Source organism: Amycolatopsis sp. Hca4, assembly GCF_013364075.1.
Lineage (GTDB): Bacteria > Actinomycetota > Actinomycetes > Mycobacteriales > Pseudonocardiaceae > Amycolatopsis.
Map to the genome: position 1 here is coordinate 5,310,375 of NZ_CP054925.1, position 21,014 is coordinate 5,331,388.

Annotated in this window: 15 protein-coding genes and 1 pseudogene; 3 read left to right on the top strand and 13 right to left on the bottom strand. The window is 72.7% G+C overall.

Going from position 1 to position 21,014, the window contains the following annotated elements; all coding sequences use genetic code 11:
• Window positions 1-2: 2 nt before the first annotated feature.
• Together HUT10_RS23325 and HUT10_RS51885 are read right to left on the bottom strand one after the other, a co-directional pair.
• On the bottom strand, window positions 3-1,565 hold the full coding sequence (locus HUT10_RS23325) for a DNA polymerase Y family protein (protein WP_176177958.1): 1,563 nt from the start codon (window positions 1,563-1,565) through the stop codon (window positions 3-5).
• Window positions 1,566-2,109: 544 nt separating this feature from the next.
• Window positions 2,110-2,804 (bottom strand): annotated as a pseudogene (locus HUT10_RS51885) (hypothetical protein).
• A gap of 380 nt (window positions 2,805-3,184) precedes the next feature.
• Here HUT10_RS51885 and HUT10_RS23330 point away from each other — a divergent pair.
• Both HUT10_RS23330 and HUT10_RS23335 read left to right on the top strand, forming a co-directional pair.
• Window positions 3,185-3,673, top strand: a complete 489-nt coding sequence (locus HUT10_RS23330) for a GNAT family N-acetyltransferase (protein ID WP_176173187.1) — start codon at window positions 3,185-3,187, stop codon at window positions 3,671-3,673.
• A gap of 44 nt (window positions 3,674-3,717) precedes the next feature.
• Window positions 3,718-4,455, top strand: coding sequence for a hypothetical protein (locus tag HUT10_RS23335; protein WP_176177959.1), 738 nt, complete (start codon window positions 3,718-3,720; stop codon window positions 4,453-4,455).
• Here HUT10_RS23335 and HUT10_RS23340 read toward each other — a convergent pair.
• The 9 genes from HUT10_RS23340 to HUT10_RS23380 form a co-directional block, all read right to left on the bottom strand.
• Window positions 4,452-5,204 carry a hypothetical protein gene (locus HUT10_RS23340; RefSeq protein ID WP_176173188.1) on the bottom strand — a complete coding sequence of 251 codons (753 nt, stop codon included), beginning with the start codon at window positions 5,202-5,204 and terminating at the stop codon, window positions 4,452-4,454. The two genes, HUT10_RS23335 and HUT10_RS23340, sit on opposite strands and share 4 nt — an antisense overlap.
• A gap of 28 nt (window positions 5,205-5,232) precedes the next feature.
• Entirely contained in the window at window positions 5,233-6,792 is a 1,560-nt protein-coding gene (purH, locus tag HUT10_RS23345; RefSeq protein ID WP_176173189.1) for a bifunctional phosphoribosylaminoimidazolecarboxamide formyltransferase/IMP cyclohydrolase, read from the bottom strand.
• The gene (purN, locus tag HUT10_RS23350; RefSeq protein ID WP_176173190.1) at window positions 6,782-7,399 is read right to left on the bottom strand and encodes a phosphoribosylglycinamide formyltransferase; all 618 of its coding nucleotides are present in this window, start codon (window positions 7,397-7,399) and stop codon (window positions 6,782-6,784) included. Before purN ends, purH begins: the two co-directional genes overlap by 11 nt.
• Window positions 7,400-7,476: 77 nt before the next feature.
• The gene (locus HUT10_RS23355) at window positions 7,477-8,925 is read right to left on the bottom strand and encodes a DUF6350 family protein (protein WP_176173191.1); all 1,449 of its coding nucleotides are present in this window, start codon (window positions 8,923-8,925) and stop codon (window positions 7,477-7,479) included.
• Between the two features lie 134 nt (window positions 8,926-9,059).
• Window positions 9,060-9,842, bottom strand: coding sequence for a DUF5336 domain-containing protein (locus HUT10_RS23360; RefSeq protein ID WP_176173192.1), 783 nt, complete (start codon window positions 9,840-9,842; stop codon window positions 9,060-9,062).
• A gap of 208 nt (window positions 9,843-10,050) precedes the next feature.
• Window positions 10,051-10,941, bottom strand: a complete 891-nt coding sequence (gene sucD, locus HUT10_RS23365; RefSeq protein ID WP_176173193.1) for a succinate--CoA ligase subunit alpha — start codon at window positions 10,939-10,941, stop codon at window positions 10,051-10,053.
• Window position 10,942: 1 nt separating this feature from the next.
• Window positions 10,943-12,112 carry an ADP-forming succinate--CoA ligase subunit beta gene (sucC, locus tag HUT10_RS23370; RefSeq protein WP_176173194.1) on the bottom strand — a complete coding sequence of 390 codons (1,170 nt, stop codon included), beginning with the start codon at window positions 12,110-12,112 and terminating at the stop codon, window positions 10,943-10,945.
• A 117-nt stretch (window positions 12,113-12,229) separates the two neighbouring features.
• The gene (locus tag HUT10_RS23375; RefSeq protein WP_176173195.1) at window positions 12,230-12,562 is read right to left on the bottom strand and encodes a hypothetical protein; all 333 of its coding nucleotides are present in this window, start codon (window positions 12,560-12,562) and stop codon (window positions 12,230-12,232) included.
• On the bottom strand, window positions 12,552-14,435 hold the full coding sequence (locus HUT10_RS23380) for a hypothetical protein (protein WP_254896997.1): 1,884 nt from the start codon (window positions 14,433-14,435) through the stop codon (window positions 12,552-12,554). The genes HUT10_RS23375 and HUT10_RS23380 overlap by 11 nt, the downstream gene beginning before the upstream one ends.
• Before the next feature lie 1,056 nt (window positions 14,436-15,491).
• Between HUT10_RS23380 and HUT10_RS23385 the strand changes: the two genes are divergently transcribed.
• Window positions 15,492-16,172, top strand: coding sequence for a M23 family metallopeptidase (locus tag HUT10_RS23385; protein ID WP_176173197.1), 681 nt, complete (start codon window positions 15,492-15,494; stop codon window positions 16,170-16,172).
• Window positions 16,173-17,426: 1,254 nt separating this feature from the next.
• On the opposite strand, the gene HUT10_RS23390 is transcribed toward HUT10_RS23385, so the two are convergent.
• Window positions 17,427-18,395, bottom strand: coding sequence for an IS481 family transposase (locus HUT10_RS23390; RefSeq protein WP_176172930.1), 969 nt, complete (start codon window positions 18,393-18,395; stop codon window positions 17,427-17,429).
• Between the two features lie 116 nt (window positions 18,396-18,511).
• Window positions 18,512-20,926: a DNA helicase PcrA gene (gene pcrA, locus HUT10_RS23395; RefSeq protein WP_176173198.1), complete on the bottom strand. Its 2,415-nt coding sequence runs from the start codon at window positions 20,924-20,926 to the stop codon at window positions 18,512-18,514.
• Between the last annotated feature and the right edge of the window lie 88 nt (window positions 20,927-21,014).

Below are 21,014 nucleotides of genomic sequence, written 5' to 3' on the forward strand. Positions count from 1 at the left end.
GCTCAGTCGTACACTCCCTCGACCGTCCACAGTGGATTTTCCGTGCCTGCGCAGTGCAGCAGCACCGCTTCGGGTGGCTCGTCCCCTTCGCCGGCCAGCACCAGCTGCAACCGCGCCCTGCGCGGCCCCGGCCGCCGTCGGTCGCCCATCAGGGGCCACGGGCCCGCCCAGGCCACGACCTCGCGCCCCGCGCCGCCCGCGATCGTGAGCCGGCTCGGGGGCGACGTCAGCTGGTCGCGCTCGGTGATCCCGACGGCGCGGCCACCGTCGTCGAAGACCTGCGCCGGGACCGGCCGGACGAGGACCGTCGCCGGGGACGGCGACGGCAGCCGTCCCGGCCAGGTCGCGTCCGGCGGCGTCGTCCGCTCGCGCGGGTCGCCCCACGGCACCAGCCGGACCTGGCCCGCGGGGTCGCGGCCGCCGTCGAGCACCGGGGTGACCACGCCTTCGGGCCCGAGCAGGCCCTGGACCCGCACGAACGCGCGGGCCGCGCGCCGGTCGTCTTCGTCGGAGCCGCCGTTGCGCCAGAGGTCGAGCTGCAGCGACCGCCCCTCGACGACCTCCTCGGGTTCCAGCCGCAGCCGCACGACCCCGGACGTCGGGCGCTGCCCGGGCGCGGCCCGCAGCCAGCCTTCGAACTGCCAGCGCACGCGATCGGCGACGCCGGCGGGAGTCAGCGGTTCGGCGCACCGCCACGCGCGGCCGAGGTGTTCGCCGTCTTCCGTGACGGCGTAGATGCCGAGCCGTGTGCAGGCGAGGCCGTGCCCGGCGAGGGCCGCGCAGAAGCGCGTCGCGAGGCCCTTGGCGAGGAACGCGGCGACGTCGACGCGCTCGACAACGGGGTCGAACTCCTCGGCGAGGGTGAGTTCGGGCGGCGGCCGCCGACGCAGCGGCGGCCGTTCCGAGCGCCCGCGCGCCAGCCGGTGGGCGAGCAACCCGGCTGACCCGAAGCGGTTGGCGACGTCACGCTCCGACAGAGCGGCGAAGGCCCCGAGCGTCTTCAACCCGAGGCGGCGCAGCAGGTCGACGAGTTCGGCGCGGTCGGCGCCGGGCTGGTCGAGCTCGGTGACCGGGAGCGCGGCGAGGAAGTCGGCGGCCCGTCCGGGTTCGACGAACTCACCCCCGCACCGAGCGGCGAGCGTCGCGGCGAAGAGCCCTTCGGCCACCCCGACCTGACACTCGACCCCGGCCGCGGCGGCGACCTCGTCGAGAAGCCGTTCGACGAGCGCGTGTTCCCCGCCGAAGTAGCCGGCGGCCCCGTCGACGGGAACGGCAACCAGCCCGGGCCGGACAACCTCGACCCCGACAACGAGCCCTTCGACGGCCCGCGCGACGGCTTCGAACAGCCGCGCATCCCGCCCGTCATCGGCGGCGAAGACGGCAAGTTCGGGACAGTTCGACTGGGCATCCCGCCGCCGCATCCCCCGCCGGACACCGTTCCGCCGCGCGACGGCGTTGCAGGCGACGACCCGGTTCGCGCTGAAGACACCAACGGGCTGGTCGACGGAGACACCACCGACAGCGGCGGCGACGGCGGGCCAGTCCGGACACCACAGGACGAGCATCCGGGTGGGCAGGTCGGAGGTGGTCCGCTGAGCGGGGACGGTCACGCGCCCTCCCGGATCCGGCGGCCGCCCGAACGCGGGCGGAGGTGAGACCGGCTCACGTACGGAACCGGGCGGTTCGTGGCCGCGAAGCGCCAGCGCGCGGAGCCGAAGGGTCGGCTCACGTACCGGGAGGGTCGGCTGGCGTACCGGGAGGGTCGGCTGGCGTACCGGGAGGGTCGGCCCGCGGAACCCCGCGGTCGGCCCGCGAATTCAAAGGGCCTCCCCGCAGACCCGGAGGGTCGGCTCACGTACCCAGAAGGTCGGCCCGCCTGCCCGCAGGGTCGGCTGGCGTACTTGGGCGGTCGGCCGACTTGCCCGTGGCCGGATTCCACGTGACCGGGACCCGACCTCGCGTGATTGAGGGCGGAACTCACGTGATCGGGGACGAGACTCGCGTGATTGGAGGCGGGACTCGCGTGATTGGGGAGGCGACACGCGTGATTGGGAGGGACGCAAGCGTGATTGGCGGGGCATCGGGCCTGGGCGGCGAGGGTGGGGGTGGTCATGCGGTGGCCTCCTGGCGGGTGGGGGCCGGGGTTGCCGGGGTGGCCGTGCCGTCCGGGGCTGGGAGGTGGAGTTCGGCCGCGAGGGGCGGGCCGCCGCGCCGCGACCGTGGGACCTCACCTGGACCCGTCGGGACTGGAGGTGGCCGTAGCCGGCGGCTGGGCCCGTCCACGGGAAACGGCGGCAGGACAGCTCCACGTCCGCCCCCGGCCAGGCACCCGAAGACAACAAGACCGCGCCGCGGTGACGAGCTCGGGCCGACAACCGGCGGGCCACCGCCGGCTGGAGCGTCTCCGCCTGGACCGCCACCAGGTCCACGCCGTCCAGCAGGGCCGCGAGCACCGCCGGGAGCTCCGCCCCGGGACGCGGGACCAGCGCCAGCCTGCTCACGTCCACGCCATACTCGGCCGCCGCCGCGATGCCCAGGGACGGCATGCCCACCACCGCCGCCCAGGAGCCCGATGCCGTGGGCGCGGCGAGGAGGGCGAGCAGCAGCGATGTTCCCCCGTGGACCGCCACCGTGCTCCCGCGCCGGAGCCCGGTGTCGGGCAGCAGCCCGGCCAGCGCCGGGACGACCGGGAGCACCCTTCCCGTCGCCCTGGCCCGCTCGGCCTGGGCCGCCACCCGGCTCGCCGTGCTGACCCCGGGCAGGGCCGCCAGCCGGGCCACCGGCGGCTCCACCACAGCGGTCACCGCACGCACCTCCCCACCACGGACTAGGGCCGGCGGCCGAGCCTCTCCCAAAAACGCGACCGACGGCACTGGTTCGCCGCGGGGAAGGCGGCGGTTCCACATCGAACACCTGTTCGACGTAGTCCAGTCAACCGCGAACCCCCCGAGGTGTCAAGTCACCCACAAGTGGGGAACGCCGCGGACAGCACCGCCACCCCTGGGAGGTCGGCGATCTGCGCCGCCGAGGGGCCAAGACGCCGGCGAGGAAGGCCGATCCGCCAGCCGACGAACACCACGACCGCCCCCCGATCCGCTGGTGCGCCCGCAACGTCCGCGCGCCCGGGCACGCCGGCAAGGTAATCGAGTTGCCCGCCCGCCTGCCGGTCGCTAGACAGGCGGACGTGGAGCCCATCGACGCCCGCCCCGGAGACGTCCCGGAACTGCTGGTCCTGCAACGCTGCTGCTGGGTCCAGGAAGCCGTCCTCAACGACACCCTCGACATCCCCGCGCTGCACGAAACCCTCGAAGACGTGCGCGACTGGACGAAGACCTGGTCGGTGTGGGTGCTGCGGCAGGACCACCGGCTGGTCGGCGCCGTGCGCGCCCGCCTCGACGGGGACAGCTGGGAGATCGGCAGGCTGATGGTCGCGCCGGACCTCGCCGGGCGGGGTCTTGGCCGGCGGCTGCTCGCCCACGCCGAAGCGCACGCGCCCGCCGAAGCCCGCCGGTTCGCCCTGTTCACCGGTGCGCGCAGCGCCCGCAACATCGCGCTCTACCAGCGCGCGGGCTACCGGCTCACCGACGCGCCCGCGGCCTCCGGGCACATCCGCGGCGCGGTCTACCTGGAGAAGGACGTCACACTGAGCGAAAAATCCGGTCCGGCCGCCTGACGCTGCGGCGTCGGCTAGATTCCCCCGTGGACTTGGGGGTGACGATGACCGGACCGTGGACACGGCCGATCCTGGCGGTCGTCGGCGTGCTCGTGGCCGTCGCCGCGGTGGCCTGCGAGGTACCGGGCGCCACGGTCGCGGCCCCGGCACCGACGACCATCGGCGCCCAGTGGCGCTCGTTCCGCGCCGACGTCACCGGGATCCGCCCCGGCGCGGACGACCACAGCCTCTTCGTGCAGGTCGCCCTGCCGGGCAAGGACCCCGGCTGCGTCCGCGAGCCGCGGATCGAACAGGTCGTGGAGGCGAAGACCGACGTCCGCGCCGACGTCGTCTACTCGACGCGCCCGGCGGCCGGCGGCTGCCAGGACAAGGTGCCCGCCGAGCTGCGGCTGACGACGACGGACCCGATCGCGGACCGGACGGTCATCCTCAACGCCGACACCGGCAACGCGTGGCACAAGCTCGGCGCGGGCTGGGGCCACTGCGACCGCCAGGGCAGCTGCGCCCCGCCCGCCGACCACTGCGACCCCGCGTGGATCGGGGCCGCGGTGTCCGCCGCCGCCGCGGAAAGCCCGGGCACCACGCGAGCCTGCGACCCGGCCTGGCTCGTCGTCGACTTCCCGCCGCGCCAAGCCGATCCGCCGTCCCGCACCGCGTTCCGCTGGAGCGACGCCGGGTGGACGTCGTTCGCGCAGGCCAAGTCCGGCGGTTGCACCGAGATCCGGGCGGCCGAGCCGAAGTTCCCGGTCGCGCTGTGCCGGGCGCTGCCCGCGCCCGCCTAGCGGGCCAGGTTCTTGACGATCTCCGCGCCGACGGCCTGCACGGCGGCGTCGGTTTCCTGCTGCGGCATCGGCGAGTTCGCGAAGAACCCCTTGTCCCAGCCGGACACCTCGAGGACGACGACGGTCGTGCCCTTCATGACGTGCAGCCGGGACCCGCTGAACGCGCTGCCGGTGGCGAGCCGGACCAAGAGCGCCTTGTCGCCGATGCCACGCACGTCCGTCGGCGGGATCGGCGGCGCAGTCGGCTTGAACAGGGCGTCCGCCTGCTCGCGCGCGCCGTACCCGGAGTACTGCGTGATCTGGACGTGCATGGTGGCGTCGCGGACGTTCTCGTCCGGGCCCGGCTTCCAGCTGCAGCCCTGCTGCTTGAGTCCCGGCAGGCCCTCGGTGCCCTGGCCGGCCAGCACGAAGCTCGGGAAGCCCGCCTTCTCCAGCACCGGCGCCGGGACCCGGCACTCGGCGGGCACCGGCGACGACGACGGCGCCGCGCCGGTGCTCGCGAAGTAGTCGCTCGCGAAGATGCCCAGCGGGATGCCCGCGCCGAGCAGCACGACGACCCCGCCGATGATGCCGAGGATCAGCCCGGTTCGCTTCTTCTTCGGCGGCGGCACCGGCGCGCCGTACCCGGCGGGCGGGTAGCCCGGGGGTGGATAGCCGGGTGGGTAGCCCTGCTGCGGCGGGTACCCGGGCTGCTGTTGCGGATAGCCCGGGTACCCCTGCTGACCGTGACCGTACGGCGGTTGCTGCATCGAGCCCTCCCTCTCGAAGCGCGGGGGATCAGTGCGCGAAGTGCCGCGTCCCCGTCAGGTACATCGTGACGCCCGCCTTTTCCGCGGCCGCGATGACTTCGGCGTCCCGGACCGAGCCGCCCGGCTGCACGATCGCGCGGACCCCCGCCTCGACCAGCACCTCCAGGCCGTCCGGGAACGGGAAGAACGCGTCCGACGCGCCGACCGACCCCTTGGCCCGGTCACCCGCGCGGGCCACCGCGAGCCGCGACGAGTCGACCCGGTTGACCTGGCCCATGCCGACGCCGACGGTCGCGCCGTCCGCGGCCAGCAGGATGGCGTTGGACTTGACCGCGCGCAGCGAGCGCCACGCGAATTCGAGGTCGCGCAGGGTGTTCTCGTCGGCCGGGGCCCCGGTGGCCAGCGTCCAGTTGGCGGGGTCGTCGCCGGGAGCGTCGATCGCGTCGGCCGTCTGCAGCAGGACGCCGCCGGAGATCGGGCGGAACTCGACCGGGAACGCCGGGGCGGCCGGCAGCTTCAGCAGGCGGATGTTCTTCTTGCGCTGCAGGATTTCCAGCGCTTCGGCGTCGAAGTCCGGGGCCAGCACGACCTCGGTGAAGATCTCGGCGATCTGCTCGGCGGCCTCGCGGCTGACCGGCCGGTTCGTCGCGATGACGCCGCCGTAGGCCGAAACCGGGTCGCACGCGTGCGCCTTGCGGTGCGCTTCGGCGACGTCGACGCCGATCGCGATGCCGCACGGGTTGGCGTGCTTGATGATCGCGACGGCCGGCTCGGCGAAGTCGTACGCGGCGCGGCGGGCGGCGTCGGTGTCGACGTAGTTGTTGTAGGACATGGCCTTGCCGTGCAGCTGCTCGGCGTGCGCCAGGCCCGGGTTCTGGCTCTTGTACAGCGCGGCCTTCTGGTGCGGGTTCTCGCCGTAGCGCAGGACGTCGGCGCGCTCCCAGGTGGCGCCGAGGAAGTCCGGGAAGCCGGCGTCGTCCGCGGGCGCGTACGCACTGGCGAACCACGAAGCGACCGCCGTGTCGTACGCGGCCGTGTGCGCGTACGCCCGGGCCGCGAGGCGCTTGCGGTCCTCGAACTCGAAGCCGCCGTCGGCGACGCGCTCGAGCACCCAGCCGTAGCTCGCCGGGTCGACGACGACCGCGACGCTGCCGTGGTTCTTCGCCGCGGCGCGGACCATGGCCGGGCCGCCGATGTCGATGTTCTCGACGCAGTCCTCGGGGCTCGCGCCGGAGGCGACGGTCTGCGCGAACGGGTACAGGTTCACCACGAGCAGGTCGAACGCCGCGATGTCCAGCTTGCGCAGCTGCTCGACGTGGTCGGGGTTGCCCTGGTCGGCCAGCAGGCCGGCGTGCACGTTCGGGTGCAGCGTCTTCACGCGGCCGTCCAGCGACTCCGGGAAGCCGGTGACCTGCTCGACCGGCGTGACCGGGACGCCGGCGTCGGCGATCGCCTTCGCCGTCCCGCCGGTGGAGACGATCTCGACGCCGGCCGCGTGCAGGCCGGTCGCGAGGTCCAGGAGGCCCGCCTTGTCCGAGACGCCGATCAGCGCCCGGCGGACCGGGCGCCGTCCCAGGTCAGTGCTCACGAAATGTCACCTTTCGTCCGTCCACGGTGCAGCCACCGCGGCCGAGTCGCTCGATCGTTTCCACCAGCAGCCTGCGTTCGACGGCCTTGATCCGTTCGTGCAGGACGTTCTCCGTGTCGTCGCTCTCCACGACGACCGCCTCCTGGGCGATGATCGGCCCGGTGTCGACCCCGGCGTCCGCGAAGTGCACGGTCGAGCCGGTGACCTTGACACCGGCTTCGAGGGCGTCGCGGACCGCGTGCATCCCGGGGAAGGACGGCAGCAGCGCGGGGTGGGTGTTGATCACCGTGAAGCGGCCGAGGAACTGCTCGCCGAGGATCTTCATGAACCCCGCCGAGACGACCAGGTCCGGCCGGTACGCGGCGACGGCCTCGGTCAGTGCCTTGTCCCACGCGGCGCGGTCGGGGTGGTCGGCGACGCGGACGGTGAACGACGGGATGCTCAGTCGCTCGGCGCGGGTGAGGGCTTCGATGCCGGTGCGGTCGGCGCCGACGGCGACGACCTTGGCCGGGAAGCCGGACCGCCCGGTGGCGTCCAGCACCGCCTGCAGGAGGGTGCCGGAGCCCGACGCGAGCACGACGAGCTTCACCGGAGTGGGCAGCTCCAACCGTTGAGACAGAGCGGGCTCCTTGCCGCGGGCGGTGCGCAGCCGGGCGCACGGCGCTTCACCAGGTCACGTAAACCCTAACGGTCGCCCTCGCCCGGCTCGACGTCGCCGCAGGTCTCGGTGCCTCCGGTCACAGCCTCGTCCGGATCCGGCACCGTTTCCCCCGGTTCGCCGAGGCCGAGTTCGGCGTCCGCCTCGGCTTCGAACTCGGCGTCTTCGTCGGGTTCTTCTTCGTCCCCTTCGGACGCTTCGAGCTCCTCGACGGCTTCGGCCGCTTCTTCGGGGTCGACGTCTTCGGCGTCCTCGAAGGCTTCGTTCTCTTCGAGCGCTTCGGGCGGCGGAGCGGGCGGCTCGTGCTCGCCGGCGAAGAAGGCGACGAACGAACCCGGGATGACGATCCAGCAGAACGCGACGACCGAGGCGACACCGACGGGGACGCTCACCGGGTCGAACGGGCCGTCGCCCAGCCGTCCACCGGCCAGGGAGCCCAGCACGACGCAGCCGAGCGCGACGACGGCACCGGCGACCGCGACCGCGCGGATGCGCTGCGCCGGATCGGCGTCGGCCTTGCGCAACGTCCAGCCGGCCAGCGCGCCGGTCGCCGCGGGCAGCACCAGCAGCGCCGGCCACCAGGCCGCGTGGTGCTCGGGCAGGCCGCCGAGCAGCGGGACGGCGGGCACGGCGCCGCCGTGGTAGCCGAACATGCCGACGGTCAGCGGCCCGATCGAGAAGCCGGGGCCGGTGACGAAGGACAGTGCCGCCGTGACGGCGTTCGGCAGGTACAGCACCGAGAGCAGGAAGAGGCCCGAGCTGGTGCCGAACCCGGGTTCGAAGGTGTCGGCCACCGTCGCCCACGACACCCCGGTCACGACGGTGAACACGGCGGCACCGCAGGCCACCAGGACGGCCAGGCTCAGCGCGCCGGCCCGCAGGCCGCGCAGCGCGAGCGGGTCGAGGCGGTCGGCGACGGCGTCCGGCAGCCCGCACGAGCGGGCGAGGCCGGCGGCCGCGGCCGCGGCGGCGAGCAGGCCCGGCACGGCGAAGGCGGTCACCGGGTTCGCCGTCACCGCCGATCCCTGCGCGCAAAGGGCGATGACCAGCCCGAACTCCGCGTGCGCGCCGGCGATCGTGAGCAGCACGGGCCGGGCTTCGCGGAACGAGCGGCAGCCGAGGCGGCGGGCGGCGGCGGACGCCGTCCGCGCGGCCAGCGCGACCGCGCCCAGGGTCGGCAGCAGGGGCAGCACCCCGAGCGGGTGGCCGCCGATGCCGAGGCGCACCTGGTGCGCGGCGAGCCAGCCGGGCCCCGCGGCCAGGAACACCCCGGTGTCGGAGAAGGCGGCGCGGCCGGCGGTGAGGGCGATCAGGACCAGCAAGGTCGCGACGGCGGTGTAACCGGTGACCAGCGGGCCGATGGCGGCCGCGAGCAGCACACGCAGCCGGGACGCCGGGACGGGTGCGGCGCCGGGGTCGTCCACCGCTTCACCCGGCGCGTGGGGGTCGTCGGTGAGCTGGTCCATGGTCCGCACCCTGACATCCGTACTGCTCCGTCCGGGTGAGCCACGCCGCCGTGGGCCGCGGGAGCTCACCCGACCGGGTCGCCCCGGACGCACGACACCCGCTGTGACACGGAGCGTCACAGCGGGTGTCGGTGGAAGCAGCGTCAGCTGGACTTGCCGAAGCCACCGGGCGGCGTGCCCGGATTCTCCGGCGGCGGCTGCTGGAAGAACTGGCCCTGCTGCGGGGCGTACGTCGTGGCCTGCTGCCCCGGCGGCGGCGTGGTCGACGGCGGGTTCGGCGAGCCGTACTGGCCCGGCTGCGAGAACGGCGCCGACGGCTCACCGGTCGGGGCGACCGGCCCCGGCCCGTGGCCAGGCTGGCCGAACTGCTGCCCCGGCTGACCCTGCTGGCCGAACTGCTGGCCCGGCTGGCCGTACTGGCCGCCGTAGGACGGCGCGGCGGGCTTCGGTGACGGCGGCTTGATGACGTCGTGCTCGATGAGCAGCGCGGCGACCGCGGCGAGCATCTGCAGGATGCCCAGGATCAGGATGACGGTGACGATGCCGGGCGAGGTCTGCATCCCGACCAGGGTGTCCAGGACCTCGAGCGCGCCGAGAACGCTGAACAGCGCCGCGAACGGCAGCGTCTTCGGGCCCTTCGGCAGCAGCTGCATCGCGGCGAGCAGGCCGCCGCCGAGCAGGAACGTCCCGCCGAGGCCGACTTCACCGTTGTCGGAGAAGCCGAGGAAGTACTGCACGAGGCCGAGGCCGGCGACGACCAGGGCGAGCAGCAGCGGCAGGTTCTGGGGCAGGCCGCCACCGCCGGACGGCGCCTGGTGCGAATGCGACGGCGGCTGCTGCGCGGGGAAGCCACTGGACGGCGGTCCGGGGGGCTGCTGGCCGCCACCCTGCTGGGGGTAGCCGGGCCCACCGCTGGGGAAGGTCATCGGGTGCACTCCTGTCGGTTCGACCGGCACCCCGGGCGCGCACGGGCGACCGGGGGAAGACGAGGCGGCTGGTGAGGCAGAACGCTAGCGCACTCCGCGGCCGCCAGCCCACCAGACGTGTGAATACCTCGCCCGGTTTCCTGCCGAAACGAAGTCGGGCCGGTCACCCGTGTGGGTGCCCGGCCCGACCAGGAGTTACCTCCCGGGCTCAGCCCAGGTTGTTGTACAGCTCACGCGCGAGGACAGCGGTCTCGCTCGGGGTCTTGCCGACCTTGACGCCGGCGGCCTCGAGGGCCTCCTTCTTCGCGGCGGCCGTGCCGGAGGAGCCGGAGACGATGGCGCCGGCGTGGCCCATGGTCTTGCCCTCGGGCGCGGTGAAGCCCGCGACGTAGCCGACGACCGGCTTGGTCACGTTCTCCTTGATGTAGGCCGCGGCGCGCTCCTCGGCGTCGCCGCCGATCTCGCCGATCATCACGATGACCTTGGTCTCGGGGTCGGCCTCGAACGCCTCGAGGGCGTCGATGTGCGTGGTGCCGATGATCGGGTCACCGCCGATGCCGACCGCGGTCGAGAAGCCGATGTCCCGCAGCTCGTACATCATCTGGTAGGTCAGCGTGCCGGACTTCGACACCAGGCCGATGGAGCCGGGGCCGGTGATGTCGGCCGGGATGATGCCGGCGTTCGACTTGCCGGGGCTGATCACGCCGGGGCAGTTCGGGCCGATGATCCGGGTCTTGCCGCCCTTGGCGACGGCGTGCGCCCAGAAGTAGGCCGAGTCGTGCACCGGGATGCCCTCGGTGATCACCACGGCGAGCGGGATCTCGGCGTCGATCGCCTCGAGGACCGCGTCCTTGGCGAACTTCGGCGGCACGAAGATGACCGACACGTCGGCGCCGGTCTCCTTGATCGCCTCTTCGACGGTGCCGAAGACCTTGAGGTCCTTGCCCTCGATGGTGACGGTCTGGCCGGCCTTGCGGGCGTTGACGCCGCCCACGATGTTCGTGCCGGACTTCAGCATCTTGGTCGCGTGCTTCGTGCCCTCGGAGCCGGTGAGCCCCTGGACGATGACCTTGCTGTTCTCGTTCAGGAAGATCGACATCTCACGCACCTGCCGCGGCGAGCTCGGCAGCCTTGTCGGCCGCGTTGTCCATTGTGTCCACCACGGTGACCAGCGGGTGGTTCGCGTCGGCCAGGATCTGGCGACCCTCGACGACGTTGTTGCCGTCCAGGCGGACGACCAGCGGCTTGGTGGCCTCGTCACCCAGGATCTTCAGGGCCTCGACGATGCCGTTCGCCACCGCGTCGCAGGCGGTGATGCCGCCGAAGACGTTGACGAAGACGCTCTTCACGTCGCTGTCGTTGAGGATGACGTCCAGCCCGGCCGCCATGACCTCGGCCGACGCGCCGCCGCCGATGTCGAGGAAGTTCGCCGGCTTCACGCCGCCGTGCTTCTCGCCCGCGTACGCCACGACGTCCAAAGTGGACATGACGAGGCCCGCGCCGTTGCCGATGATGCCGACCTGGCCGTCGAGCTTGACGTAGTTGAGGTTCTTGGCCTTGGCCTTCGCCTCGAGCGGGTTCTCCGCGTCCTTGTCCACCAGAGCCTCGTGGCCCGGCTGGCGGAAGTCCGCGTTCTCGTCGAGGGTGACCTTGCCGTCGAGGGCGATGATCTTGTCCTGCGGGTCGCGGACCAGCGGGTTGACCTCGACCAGCGTGGCGTCCTCGGAGACGAAGGTCTCCCAGAGCTTGACGACGACGTCGGCGGCCTCGTCGATGATCTCGGCCGGGAAGTTGCCGGCCTTCAGGATCTCGAGCGCCTTCGCCTTGTCGACACCGGCGATCGCGTCGACCGGGATCTTCGCGAGCGCTTCGGGGCGCTCGACCGCGAGCTGCTCGATCTCCATGCCGCCCTCGGAGGACGCCATCGCCAGGAACGTGCGGTTCGCGCGGTCCAGCAGGAAGGAGAAGTAGTACTCGGACGCGATGTCCGAGGCTTCGGCCACCAGCACGCGACGCGTGATGTGGCCCTTGATGTCGAGGCCGAGGATGGCTTCCGCCTTCTCCTTCGCCTCGTCCGGCGTCTGGGCCAGCTTGACGCCGCCCGCCTTGCCGCGGCCGCCGACCTTCACCTGCGCCTTGACGACGACCTGGTTGCCGATCTGCTCCGCGGCGGTCTTGGCTTCTTCGGGGGTGCTAGCCACCGAGCCCGGCAGAACCGGTACTCCGTGGGCGGCGAAGAGATCCCTCGCCTGGTACTCGTAGAGGTCCACTACTCCAGTCTCCTGACGACACGCCACTGTGGTGGTCCGTTGCCGAACCGCGCTGTCGGACCAGTCGAGGTTAGCGACCTGCGCAGACGCCGGGGACTCCGCACCTGGTGAAGTCGGTCACCGTGCGCGGTCAGACGGTGCGTCCGCGGTGTGAGACCGCCCACCGCGCAACCATTCCACGGCTTTTCCGGGGTCTCCGGCGGCTTCGGCGGGCAGGACCAGAACGCCGTTCAACGCGTCGGCGAGCCCGGGCGGCGGCCCGGCGCCGAGCACGCCGACGGCGTCCGGGTCCTCCTGCTCGGCCGTGCTCCGGAGCTGCTCGAGCGTGTCCAGCCGGCCGGCGTGGACGACCTCCACGCCGTCGTCGCGCAGGACGCGGGCCAGCGCGACGGCGGCCGGGTCGGGCCGCCCGAATTCGACGAGCAGCACCCGCGGGCGCTCACGCCGCACGGCGTCCCCCGGCGACGGCGAGTCCGGCGGCGGCGAGCAGCGCGGCCGTGGCGGCGAGGGCGACCCAGAACCCGGTGGCCGGGCTGGCGCCGCCCAGTGAGCCGCCGACGAGCGGCAGTTCGGCGGCGTGCAGTGCGGTGAGCAGGGCGGCGCCGGTGAGCAGGGCGGCCGCGGGCTTCGGCCGGGACCGCGTGGCGAGCGCGGCCGCGCCGACGACGACCACGGCGGCGGTCAGCAGGCCCCACGAGGGGGTGTCGAAGTGCGACCAGAGCCCGGCGGCGACGTAGCCGGGGACGGCGAAGACGGGCAGCCCGAACGCGGCGACGGCCAGGACCGCGCCGGCCGCGACGAGCGTGAGGTTCGCGCTCTGGGTCGTCGTGTCGCCCGCGTCTTCGCGTTCGACGACCCCGGTGCCGACGGCGGCGAGCGCGGCCACCGCGGCGAGCACGAGCGCGGCGAACGTCCAGGCGGCGCCGGCCCCGAGGTCGTAGGTGAAGACGGGCGCGGCGGCGGCCGCCCCGCCGAAGCCGGCGAGGTTGCCGGCCTGGGTGGCGGTCAGCGCGGTGTTGAGGACGGCGGTGCCGGCCAGCACGACCCCGGCCCAGGCGACCCCGAGGACGGGCCGCGCGACGGCGGCGGTCTTCGGCACGAGCACGAGCGCGGAGGGAACGGCGAGCACGAGCGCGGCGGCGAGCAGGAACCACCGCGCGGGACTCTCGGCGGCGGCGCTGACCGGCGTGGCGGCGCCCGGGTTCAGTGCGGTGACGGCGACCTGCGGGGCCGACGCGCCGACGAGGGCGGCGACGGCGGTGGCGAGGCCGAGCAGGCCGGTGGTGAGCCGCCACCAGAAGAGGCCGGGGAGCTCGACGTTGCCGCCTTGGTCAGGGGTTTCGGCGCTTTCGTTGAGTCGGGTCGCGGCGAGGACGGCGACGACGGCCGTCGCGAGGAGCGCGAGGACGGGTCCCCAGGTGACGTGCAGATCGTCCCGGAAGAGCCCGGCGAGAACGGGCGGCGCGGCGACGCCGAAGGCCCCGGCGGCGAGCCCGCCGAGCGCGCCGCGGGCGGTTTGCTCGGACGGCGCGGCAAGGGCGAGGACGGCGGCCAGCGGCAGGGCGGCGGCGAGCAGGAGGTACCCGCCGAGGGCGGGCCAGGGGCCTTCGAAGGCGGCACGGGCGAGCAGGAAGCCGTTGTCGGAGTGGACGGGAGCGGTGAGCAGCCCGGCCCCGGCGACGACGGCGAGCAGCGGGACGAGCAGCCGCCACCGCCGCCGTTCGGGTTCGTCGTGGCTGCGAAGCGCCCGCCAGGCGACGACCCCGGCGGCCGCGGTCAGCAGGTCCCCGGCGACGAGCAGCCAGAACCCGCCGCCGACGGCGGAGCTGCCGAGGAACCGGTCGGGGAGGTAGAGCTCGGGCCGGATGGTGAGGGGGCCGTTGACGGCGAACTGGAGGTCGAGCACCAGCCGGCCGGGGGCGAGGGCGGCCAGGCCGAGGAGAAGGCCACCACCGAGGGCGGGTTTCCCGGAGAGGGCCGGCCAGATGGCGGCGGCTGCGGGGGCGAGGGCGAGGAGGGCGAGGAAGGGCCAGCTGGTGAACCCGGGAGAGGCGGCGGGCGAGACGGGGGTGAAGGCGGCGGCGGTGAGGGCGACCGCGCCGGCGGCGGCCAGGGTGAGGGCGGCTTTGAGGGCTGGTGAGGGGTGGGTCTCGGTGTCGTCGGTCCAGGGTTCGACGGGTTCGGCGGGGGCGGTTCGGGGGCCGGCGGAGGTGCGCCGGGTGGCGGGAGTGGGCTGGGCGGGGCTGCCGGATTGGCCGGCTCGGGTGGCGCCGGTACGGCTGGGCTTGGGCTCGGCGGAGCTGCGCGGGGAGTTTTCGGGCACGGTGGGTACACGGCTCGCGGCGGGCACGGGGCTCGTCGGGGCGTCGGATTCGGCGGATTTTCCGGGAGCAGGCTCGGGCGGCGAGGGCTTGTCCGCGCGGCCGGCGGCGGTGGAGCCGTTCGCCGGAGTGGGGTTTTCGGGCACGCCAGAGATACCGCCGGCGGCCGGGACGGGCCGGGTCGGCGCATCGGACCCGGCGGCGCCTGCAGGGATGGCGGAAGTCTCGGGCTCATCCCGCCCACCCACGTGGGGCGCGTCGGACCGTGAGGAGTTGCCAGTGCGCTCGGTGCCTGCGGGGCTTTCGGACACTTGCGTCTCACCCTCCGCGGCCGGCACGGGGCGGGTCGGGGCGTCTGGCGCTGGCGCACTCTGAGCGGGGTGCCTGGGGTTCGCTGGGCCTGCCGCTTCCGGGCTCGGGGCCGCTCGGTCCGTACCTCGCGCCTGGGGTTCCTGGCGGGGGCCGGGGGTGCTTCCGGTGGGGGGCTCTGCGCGTGGGGGCATCTTGCCCGCGACGCTAGCAAGTTCGGACTATTCCGCAGCGCTCGGCGGGCGGGAGTCGTCGGAAGCGCTTCAACTCCTCTCCGCAATTCGTTATTCCGGCCCGCGGGGCCTCTCGAGCCTCGGTTAGGCCCTTCGGCAGACCTCCACCACCCGTTCAGTCTGTAAGGCAAGTCACACCAAACGCCGTAATCCCCCTCTAACTTTGGGTGATTTCCACAGGTGAGCGCGATGTCGACACCACCCGATCGGCCGACAGCGGGGGCACGTCTTGCCGACAGCAGTACCCCTTCGTTACTGTCCCGGGGTCCCCATTACAGTCAGGTCACGAAGTAGGACGCCGAGCAAACCACCCCCGAGGTTGGCTCACCGGGTTCCCCCGCCCGCAGTCCTCGACCCGGCTCCCCGACGATGGAAGGCCCTGTCTTGGCTTCACACCGCTCCCCCGGCGGCCAAGCTCCTTCCCCGGCACTGAAGGACGCGCTCGAAGGCGCGGTCGTCCGTGTCCGGGGTGCGCACCGCATCGCCCCGCCCTCTTCGGCCCTTCGCGGCCGTGTCGTGGTTGCCGCTGTTGCGGCTGGTGCGTTCGCCGCCGCCGCTGCGGGCTCGACCCTCAAGACAGTCACCGACTCGGACACCGCCGTCACCCCACTGGCCAACAGCCAGGACGCCAGCGCCTCGCTGACCGCGGGAGGTGCGGGCTCCGGGGGTGCCCCCGAGCTCCTGCCGACCGGCCACGCCGTCGACGCTTCCGCCGAAGCCGCCAAGCTCGCTGACAGCGCTTCTGTCACGCAGGCCCGCGAGCAGCGCGAAGCCGACGCCGCCAAGAAGGCCGCCGAAGAAGCCGCTCGGCCCAAGACCTGCCTGCCCGCGCACGGCACCTTCACCTCGGGCTTCGGTGCCCGGTGGGGCACGAGTCACCTCGGCATCGACATCGCCAACGCCATCGGCACCCCGATCTACGCCGCCTCGGACGGCACCGTGATCGAGGCCGGCCCCGCCAGCGGTTTCGGCCTCTGGGTGCGGGTGCAGCTCGACGACGGCACGATCCAGGTCTACGGCCACATGAACAGCTTCTCCGTCAAGGAGGGCCAGAAGGTCAAGTGCGGCCAGCAGATCGCCGAGATCGGCAACCGCGGCCAGAGCACCGGCCCGCACCTGCACTTCGAGGTGTGGCAGAACGGCACCAAGAAGATCGACCCGCGGCCCTGGCTGGCCCAGCGCGGCATCGTCATCTGATCCCGCGGGAACAGGCAACCCGGCCGTAGAGCGACCCGCTCCGGCCGGGACGCAGCCCGCAGCGACCGACGGCGAAGGGTGCGACGCGCTCCTCCCCGCCCTTCGGGCCACTGGAGCAGGTTCGACCAGAGGAACTCCAGCCCCGCGGCCTCCCGCCTCGGCCGGTAAGACGCGGGCGATCGAAGCCGACGAAGGGCGCTGAAGACACGCGCTCCGCCGAGCCGCTTGCGAGCTGGATCCGATCACAAGATCAGGGTTCACCGCTGAGGGCCAAACACAAACGCCCGGATCGGGTAAGGCTGCCCACTCGGGTGAAGGCAACCACGGCCGGACGTCGGCGAGCGGTTCCGGCGAGTTCCGGCGAGCGCCGGAGTGACTCCCCGCAGCCGGATCGGTCGCGCGAGCAGCGCCGCTCGGCAACCCAGCCACGGCGAGGAACGCCGCCAGCCGAGCCAAGACCCGGCGAACACCGGAGACACACCGCGCAGCCGGATCCGTCGCGCGAGCAACGCCGCTGGGCAACCCAGCCACGGCGAGGAACGCCGCCAGCCGAGCCAAGACCCGGCGAACACCCGAGACACTCCGCGCAGCCGGATCGGTCGACAAGGCATCACGGCCGGGCGACCGGGCACCGTCACAGAACGCCCCAAGCCGCCCAGAGGACTGCCGGGCTACCGGAACCTCATCCGGGCCGGGAAAAACCGTCCACAGGCGCCTCAGCGCCCGGAACCACCTACCGCTGTCCGCCCGGTAAACGGCGGATGAAGTACGCCACCGCCACCTGCCACACCGTGCACAGCTCCGCCGGGCCGCGGCGGACCGGCAGCCAGCCCCAGGGCACACCTCCCCCTGCGCCCCCCGCGGAGCGGACACGCGCGGCACTCCGGGCCCTGGTCGTCCAGCGGCGTCCCCGGCCGCAGGTGACACAGCGCCCGTCCGCGCCGAGCTCGTGCTGCCTGAGCAGCGCTCGCCAGGCGGCGGCCAGCCGGCACGCCTCCGCTCCCGCACGCGAAGGATTTCCTGAAGCCCCCGCAGGTTCCCGACCCCGATCCGGAACCGTCGTCCCCAGGACTCCTCGCAGGTATTTCTGTACCCCTTCGGCCAACAGGTGAAACAGCACCGCGTCCACACCACACTACCCCCTCCGTCGAACCTTTGTTCGATCGCAGGGTCAGTTCTACCGGGTGGGTACGACGATTCCGGCGGCGATCGGGGAGATCGCCGCCGGATTCACTCGGACGGGTTGCGCGGGAGCTAGATGTAGTGCCCCGTGAGGTTGTTGACGCGGGTGATAGGTGGCTTTCCGCCGAGTGAGGTGTGAGCTCGGTGATGGTTGTAGCGGTGGAGAAACTCTGGCAGGGCTTCGGCGCGGTGGTGTGAGCTGGTGAAGGGCTGGGCGTAGGCCCATTCTTCGGCGAGGGTGCGGTTGAAGCGTTCGGCTTTGCCATTGGTTTGCGGCCGGTAGCGGCGGGTGAAGCGGGCTTCGGCGCCGATGCTGGCCAGGGCGTCACGCCAGGCGTGGGAGCGGCGGTAGGCCAGGGCGTTGTCGGTCATGACTCGTTCGATCCGGTCGACGCCCAGCTCAGCCAAGGCAGTGGCGGCGCGGCGGAGGAACCCAGCACATGTGGCGGCGGTTTCGTCGGGGTGGATTTCGGCGTAGGCGATGCGGGTGTGGTCGTCGATGGCGCAGTGGACGTACTCGTAACCCACGCGGGCTCCGTAGCGGGCGCGGCGGCGTTCGAGGCTGTCGCGGCCGTGTGCTCGCCAGCCGCCGCCCTCGCGCAGCCGGCCGAGTTTCTTCACATCGACATGCAGCAGCTCGCCGGGCCGGGCGCGTTCGTAGCGGCGGATCGGTTGTCCGGTCGGGCGGTCCAGCCAGGCCAGTTTCGGCAGGTGGTGGCGGGTCAGGACGCGGTGCACGGTCGAGGCGTGCATGCCGAGGATGCCGGCGATGCGGGCCGGGCCGAGACGTCGGTTCCGACGCAGGTCAAGGATCTGCTGCTCGGTCCGCTCCGGGAGACGGGTGGGCGTGTGGTGGGGCCTGCTGGAACGGTCGTGCAGGCCGGCTTCGCCGTGCTGGCGGTAGCGGCGGACCCATTTGTGCCCGGTCGCACGGGAGATCCCGAGTTCGGCGGCCACATGGGCGACCGGGCGTCCCGCGGTGACCCGGTCGATCAGCAACCGGCGGCCGTGCAGGGTCAACCGGGCATTACGGTGGGACACGAAGACCTCCGTCGTGTTCGGTGATGGCGTCAGACACCAGCACCACACACGGAGGTCTTCGCCTTGATCAACCCGACGCGCCGCTCAACGGTCAACAACGTCCATGGTCACTACAGCTAGAGCTTCACCATCGGGACACTGCCGATCAGCATCAGACGGACCTTGCCCGCCTGGCCGAAGTCGATCGTGGCCGTCGCGCGCGGGCCGACTCCGTCGCAGGAGATCACCGTGCCGAGGCCGTACTTGTCGTGGCTGACGCGGTCGCCGACGTCCAGCTTCAGCGCCACCGTGTCCTTCCAGCCCTTGCCGAACGACGGCGTGCCCGGCGAAGACGGCGACGAAGACCGACGGCCACCCCAGGTCGTCGCCGCTCGCGGGGTGCCTCGCGAACCGGAGCCGAACGAACCGAAGCCGCTGCTGGACGGCTCCAGCCGCCGCCAGTCGACCAGGTCCGGCGGCAGCTCGTCGAGGAACCGCGAAGCCGGGTTCATCGACGGCTGTCCCCACGCCGAGCGCGTGATCGCGCGCGAGACGTACAGCCGCTTGCGCGCCCGCGTGATCGCGACGTACGCGAGCCGCCGTTCCTCGGCCAGCTCCGTCGGGTCGCCCAGCGCGCGCATGTGCGGGAAGACGCCGTCCTCCCAGCCGGTGCAGAACACCACCGGGTACTCCAGGCCCTTCGCGGTGTGCACGGTCATCAGCGTGACCACACCCGCGCCGCCGTCGCCTTCTTCGCCGCCGTCGGGCGAGGGCACCGAATCCGCGTCCGCGACCAGCGACACGCGCTCGAGGAACGCCGGCAGCGAGCCCGGCGCCGGGACGCCCTCCTCGACGACCAGCTCGGCGTTCTCGTCCGCGGCCACCTCGGCGGTGATCTCGGTGAACTCCCGCGCCACCGTGACGAGCTCGTCCAGGTTCTCCACCCGCGTGTGGTCCTGCGGGTCCTCCGACTCCTCGAGCTCGACGCGGTAGCCGGTCTTGTCCAGCACGGCTTCCAGGACGTCGTGCACCTCGGCGCCTTCGGAAACCAGCGTCCCCAGCTCGTCGAGCATCGCGACGAAGCCGCCGATCGCCTTGACCGAGCGCGGGTTCAGCAGCGGCACCCTGCCTTCGGTCGCGTCCCGCAGCGCCTGCGCGAAGGAGATCCGCTCGCGCTCGGCGTGCGTCGCCACGACGGCTTCGGCGCGGTCGCCGATGCCGCGCTTGGGCACGTTCAGCACGCGCCGCAGGCTGACCGTGTCCTCCGGGTTCGCCAGCACGCGCAGGTACGCGATCATGTCGCGGACTTCGCGCCGCTCGTAGAACCGCACGCCGCCGACGACCTTGTACGGCAGGCCGAGCCGGATGAAGATCTCTTCGAAGACGCGGGACTGGTTGTTGGTGCGGTAGAAGACGGCGACGTCGGAGTAGTCCGCTTCGCCCTTCTCCGCCAGCGCGTCGATTTCGCCCGCGACGAACGCGGCTTCGTCGTGGTCGTTGTCCGCGACGTAGCCGACGATCTTCTCGCCGTCGCCCGAATCCGTCCACAGCCGCTTCGCGCGGCGGTTCGGGTTGCGCTCGATGACGGCGTTGGCCGCGGACAGGATCGTCTGCGTGGAGCGGTAGTTCTGCTCCAGCAGGATGGTGTGCGCGTTCGGGAAGTCCCGCTCGAACTCCTCGATGTTGCGGATCGTCGCGCCGCGGAAGGCGTAGATCGACTGGTCCGCGTCACCGACGACGACCAGCTCGGCCGGCTCGACACCGGCTTCGTTGGGTGCCGTCCCGGCCAGCTCGCGGACCAGCGTGTACTGCGCGTGGTTCGTGTCCTGGTACTCGTCGACCAGCACGTGGCGGAAGCGCCGCCGGTAGTACTCGGCGACGTCCGGGAACGCCTGCAGCAGCGACACCGTGCGCATGATGAGGTCGTCGAAGTCGAAGGCGTTGGCCTGGTTGAGCCGCCGCTGGTACTCGGCGTAGACCTCGGCGACGCGGCGCTCGAGGTCGTTGCCCGCGTTCGCCGCCGCCGTCTCCGGGTCGGTGAGCTCGTTCTTCAGGTTCGAGATGTGCACGGCGAGCGTGCGGGCGGGGTAACGCTTCGGGTCGATGTCGAGATCCCTGGCCACCAAGGTGATCAGCCGCTTGGTGTCGTCGGAGTCGTAGATGGAGAAGCTCGACGACATGTCCAGCGTTTTGGCTTCACGGCGCAGGATCCGCACACACATCGAGTGGAAGGTCGACACCCACATCGCGTTCGCGCGGCGCCCGACGAGCGCGGCGACGCGCTCGCGCATTTCGGCGGCGGCCTTGTTGGTGAACGTGATCGCCATGATTTCGCCGGGGTGCACCCGGCGCTGCCCGAGCAGGTAGGCGATCCGGCGGGTCAGCACCCGGGTCTTGCCCGATCCCGCGCCCGCCACCACCAGCAGCGGGCCACCGGCGTGGGTGACGGCTTCGCGCTGGGCGGGGTTGAGGTCGTCGAGCAGCTCGGCCTGCCCGCCGGCGGCGGGCTTGCGCACAGGGGTCGCGGCGGGGAGATCGAAGAGGGTGTCCATCGTGGCGTCCACGCTACCCCGGGTGGGCAGGAGTGCGGCACAGCGTGCCGAGGTGGGTCGGGGACGCTGCGGTGAGCGGGCGCCTCGC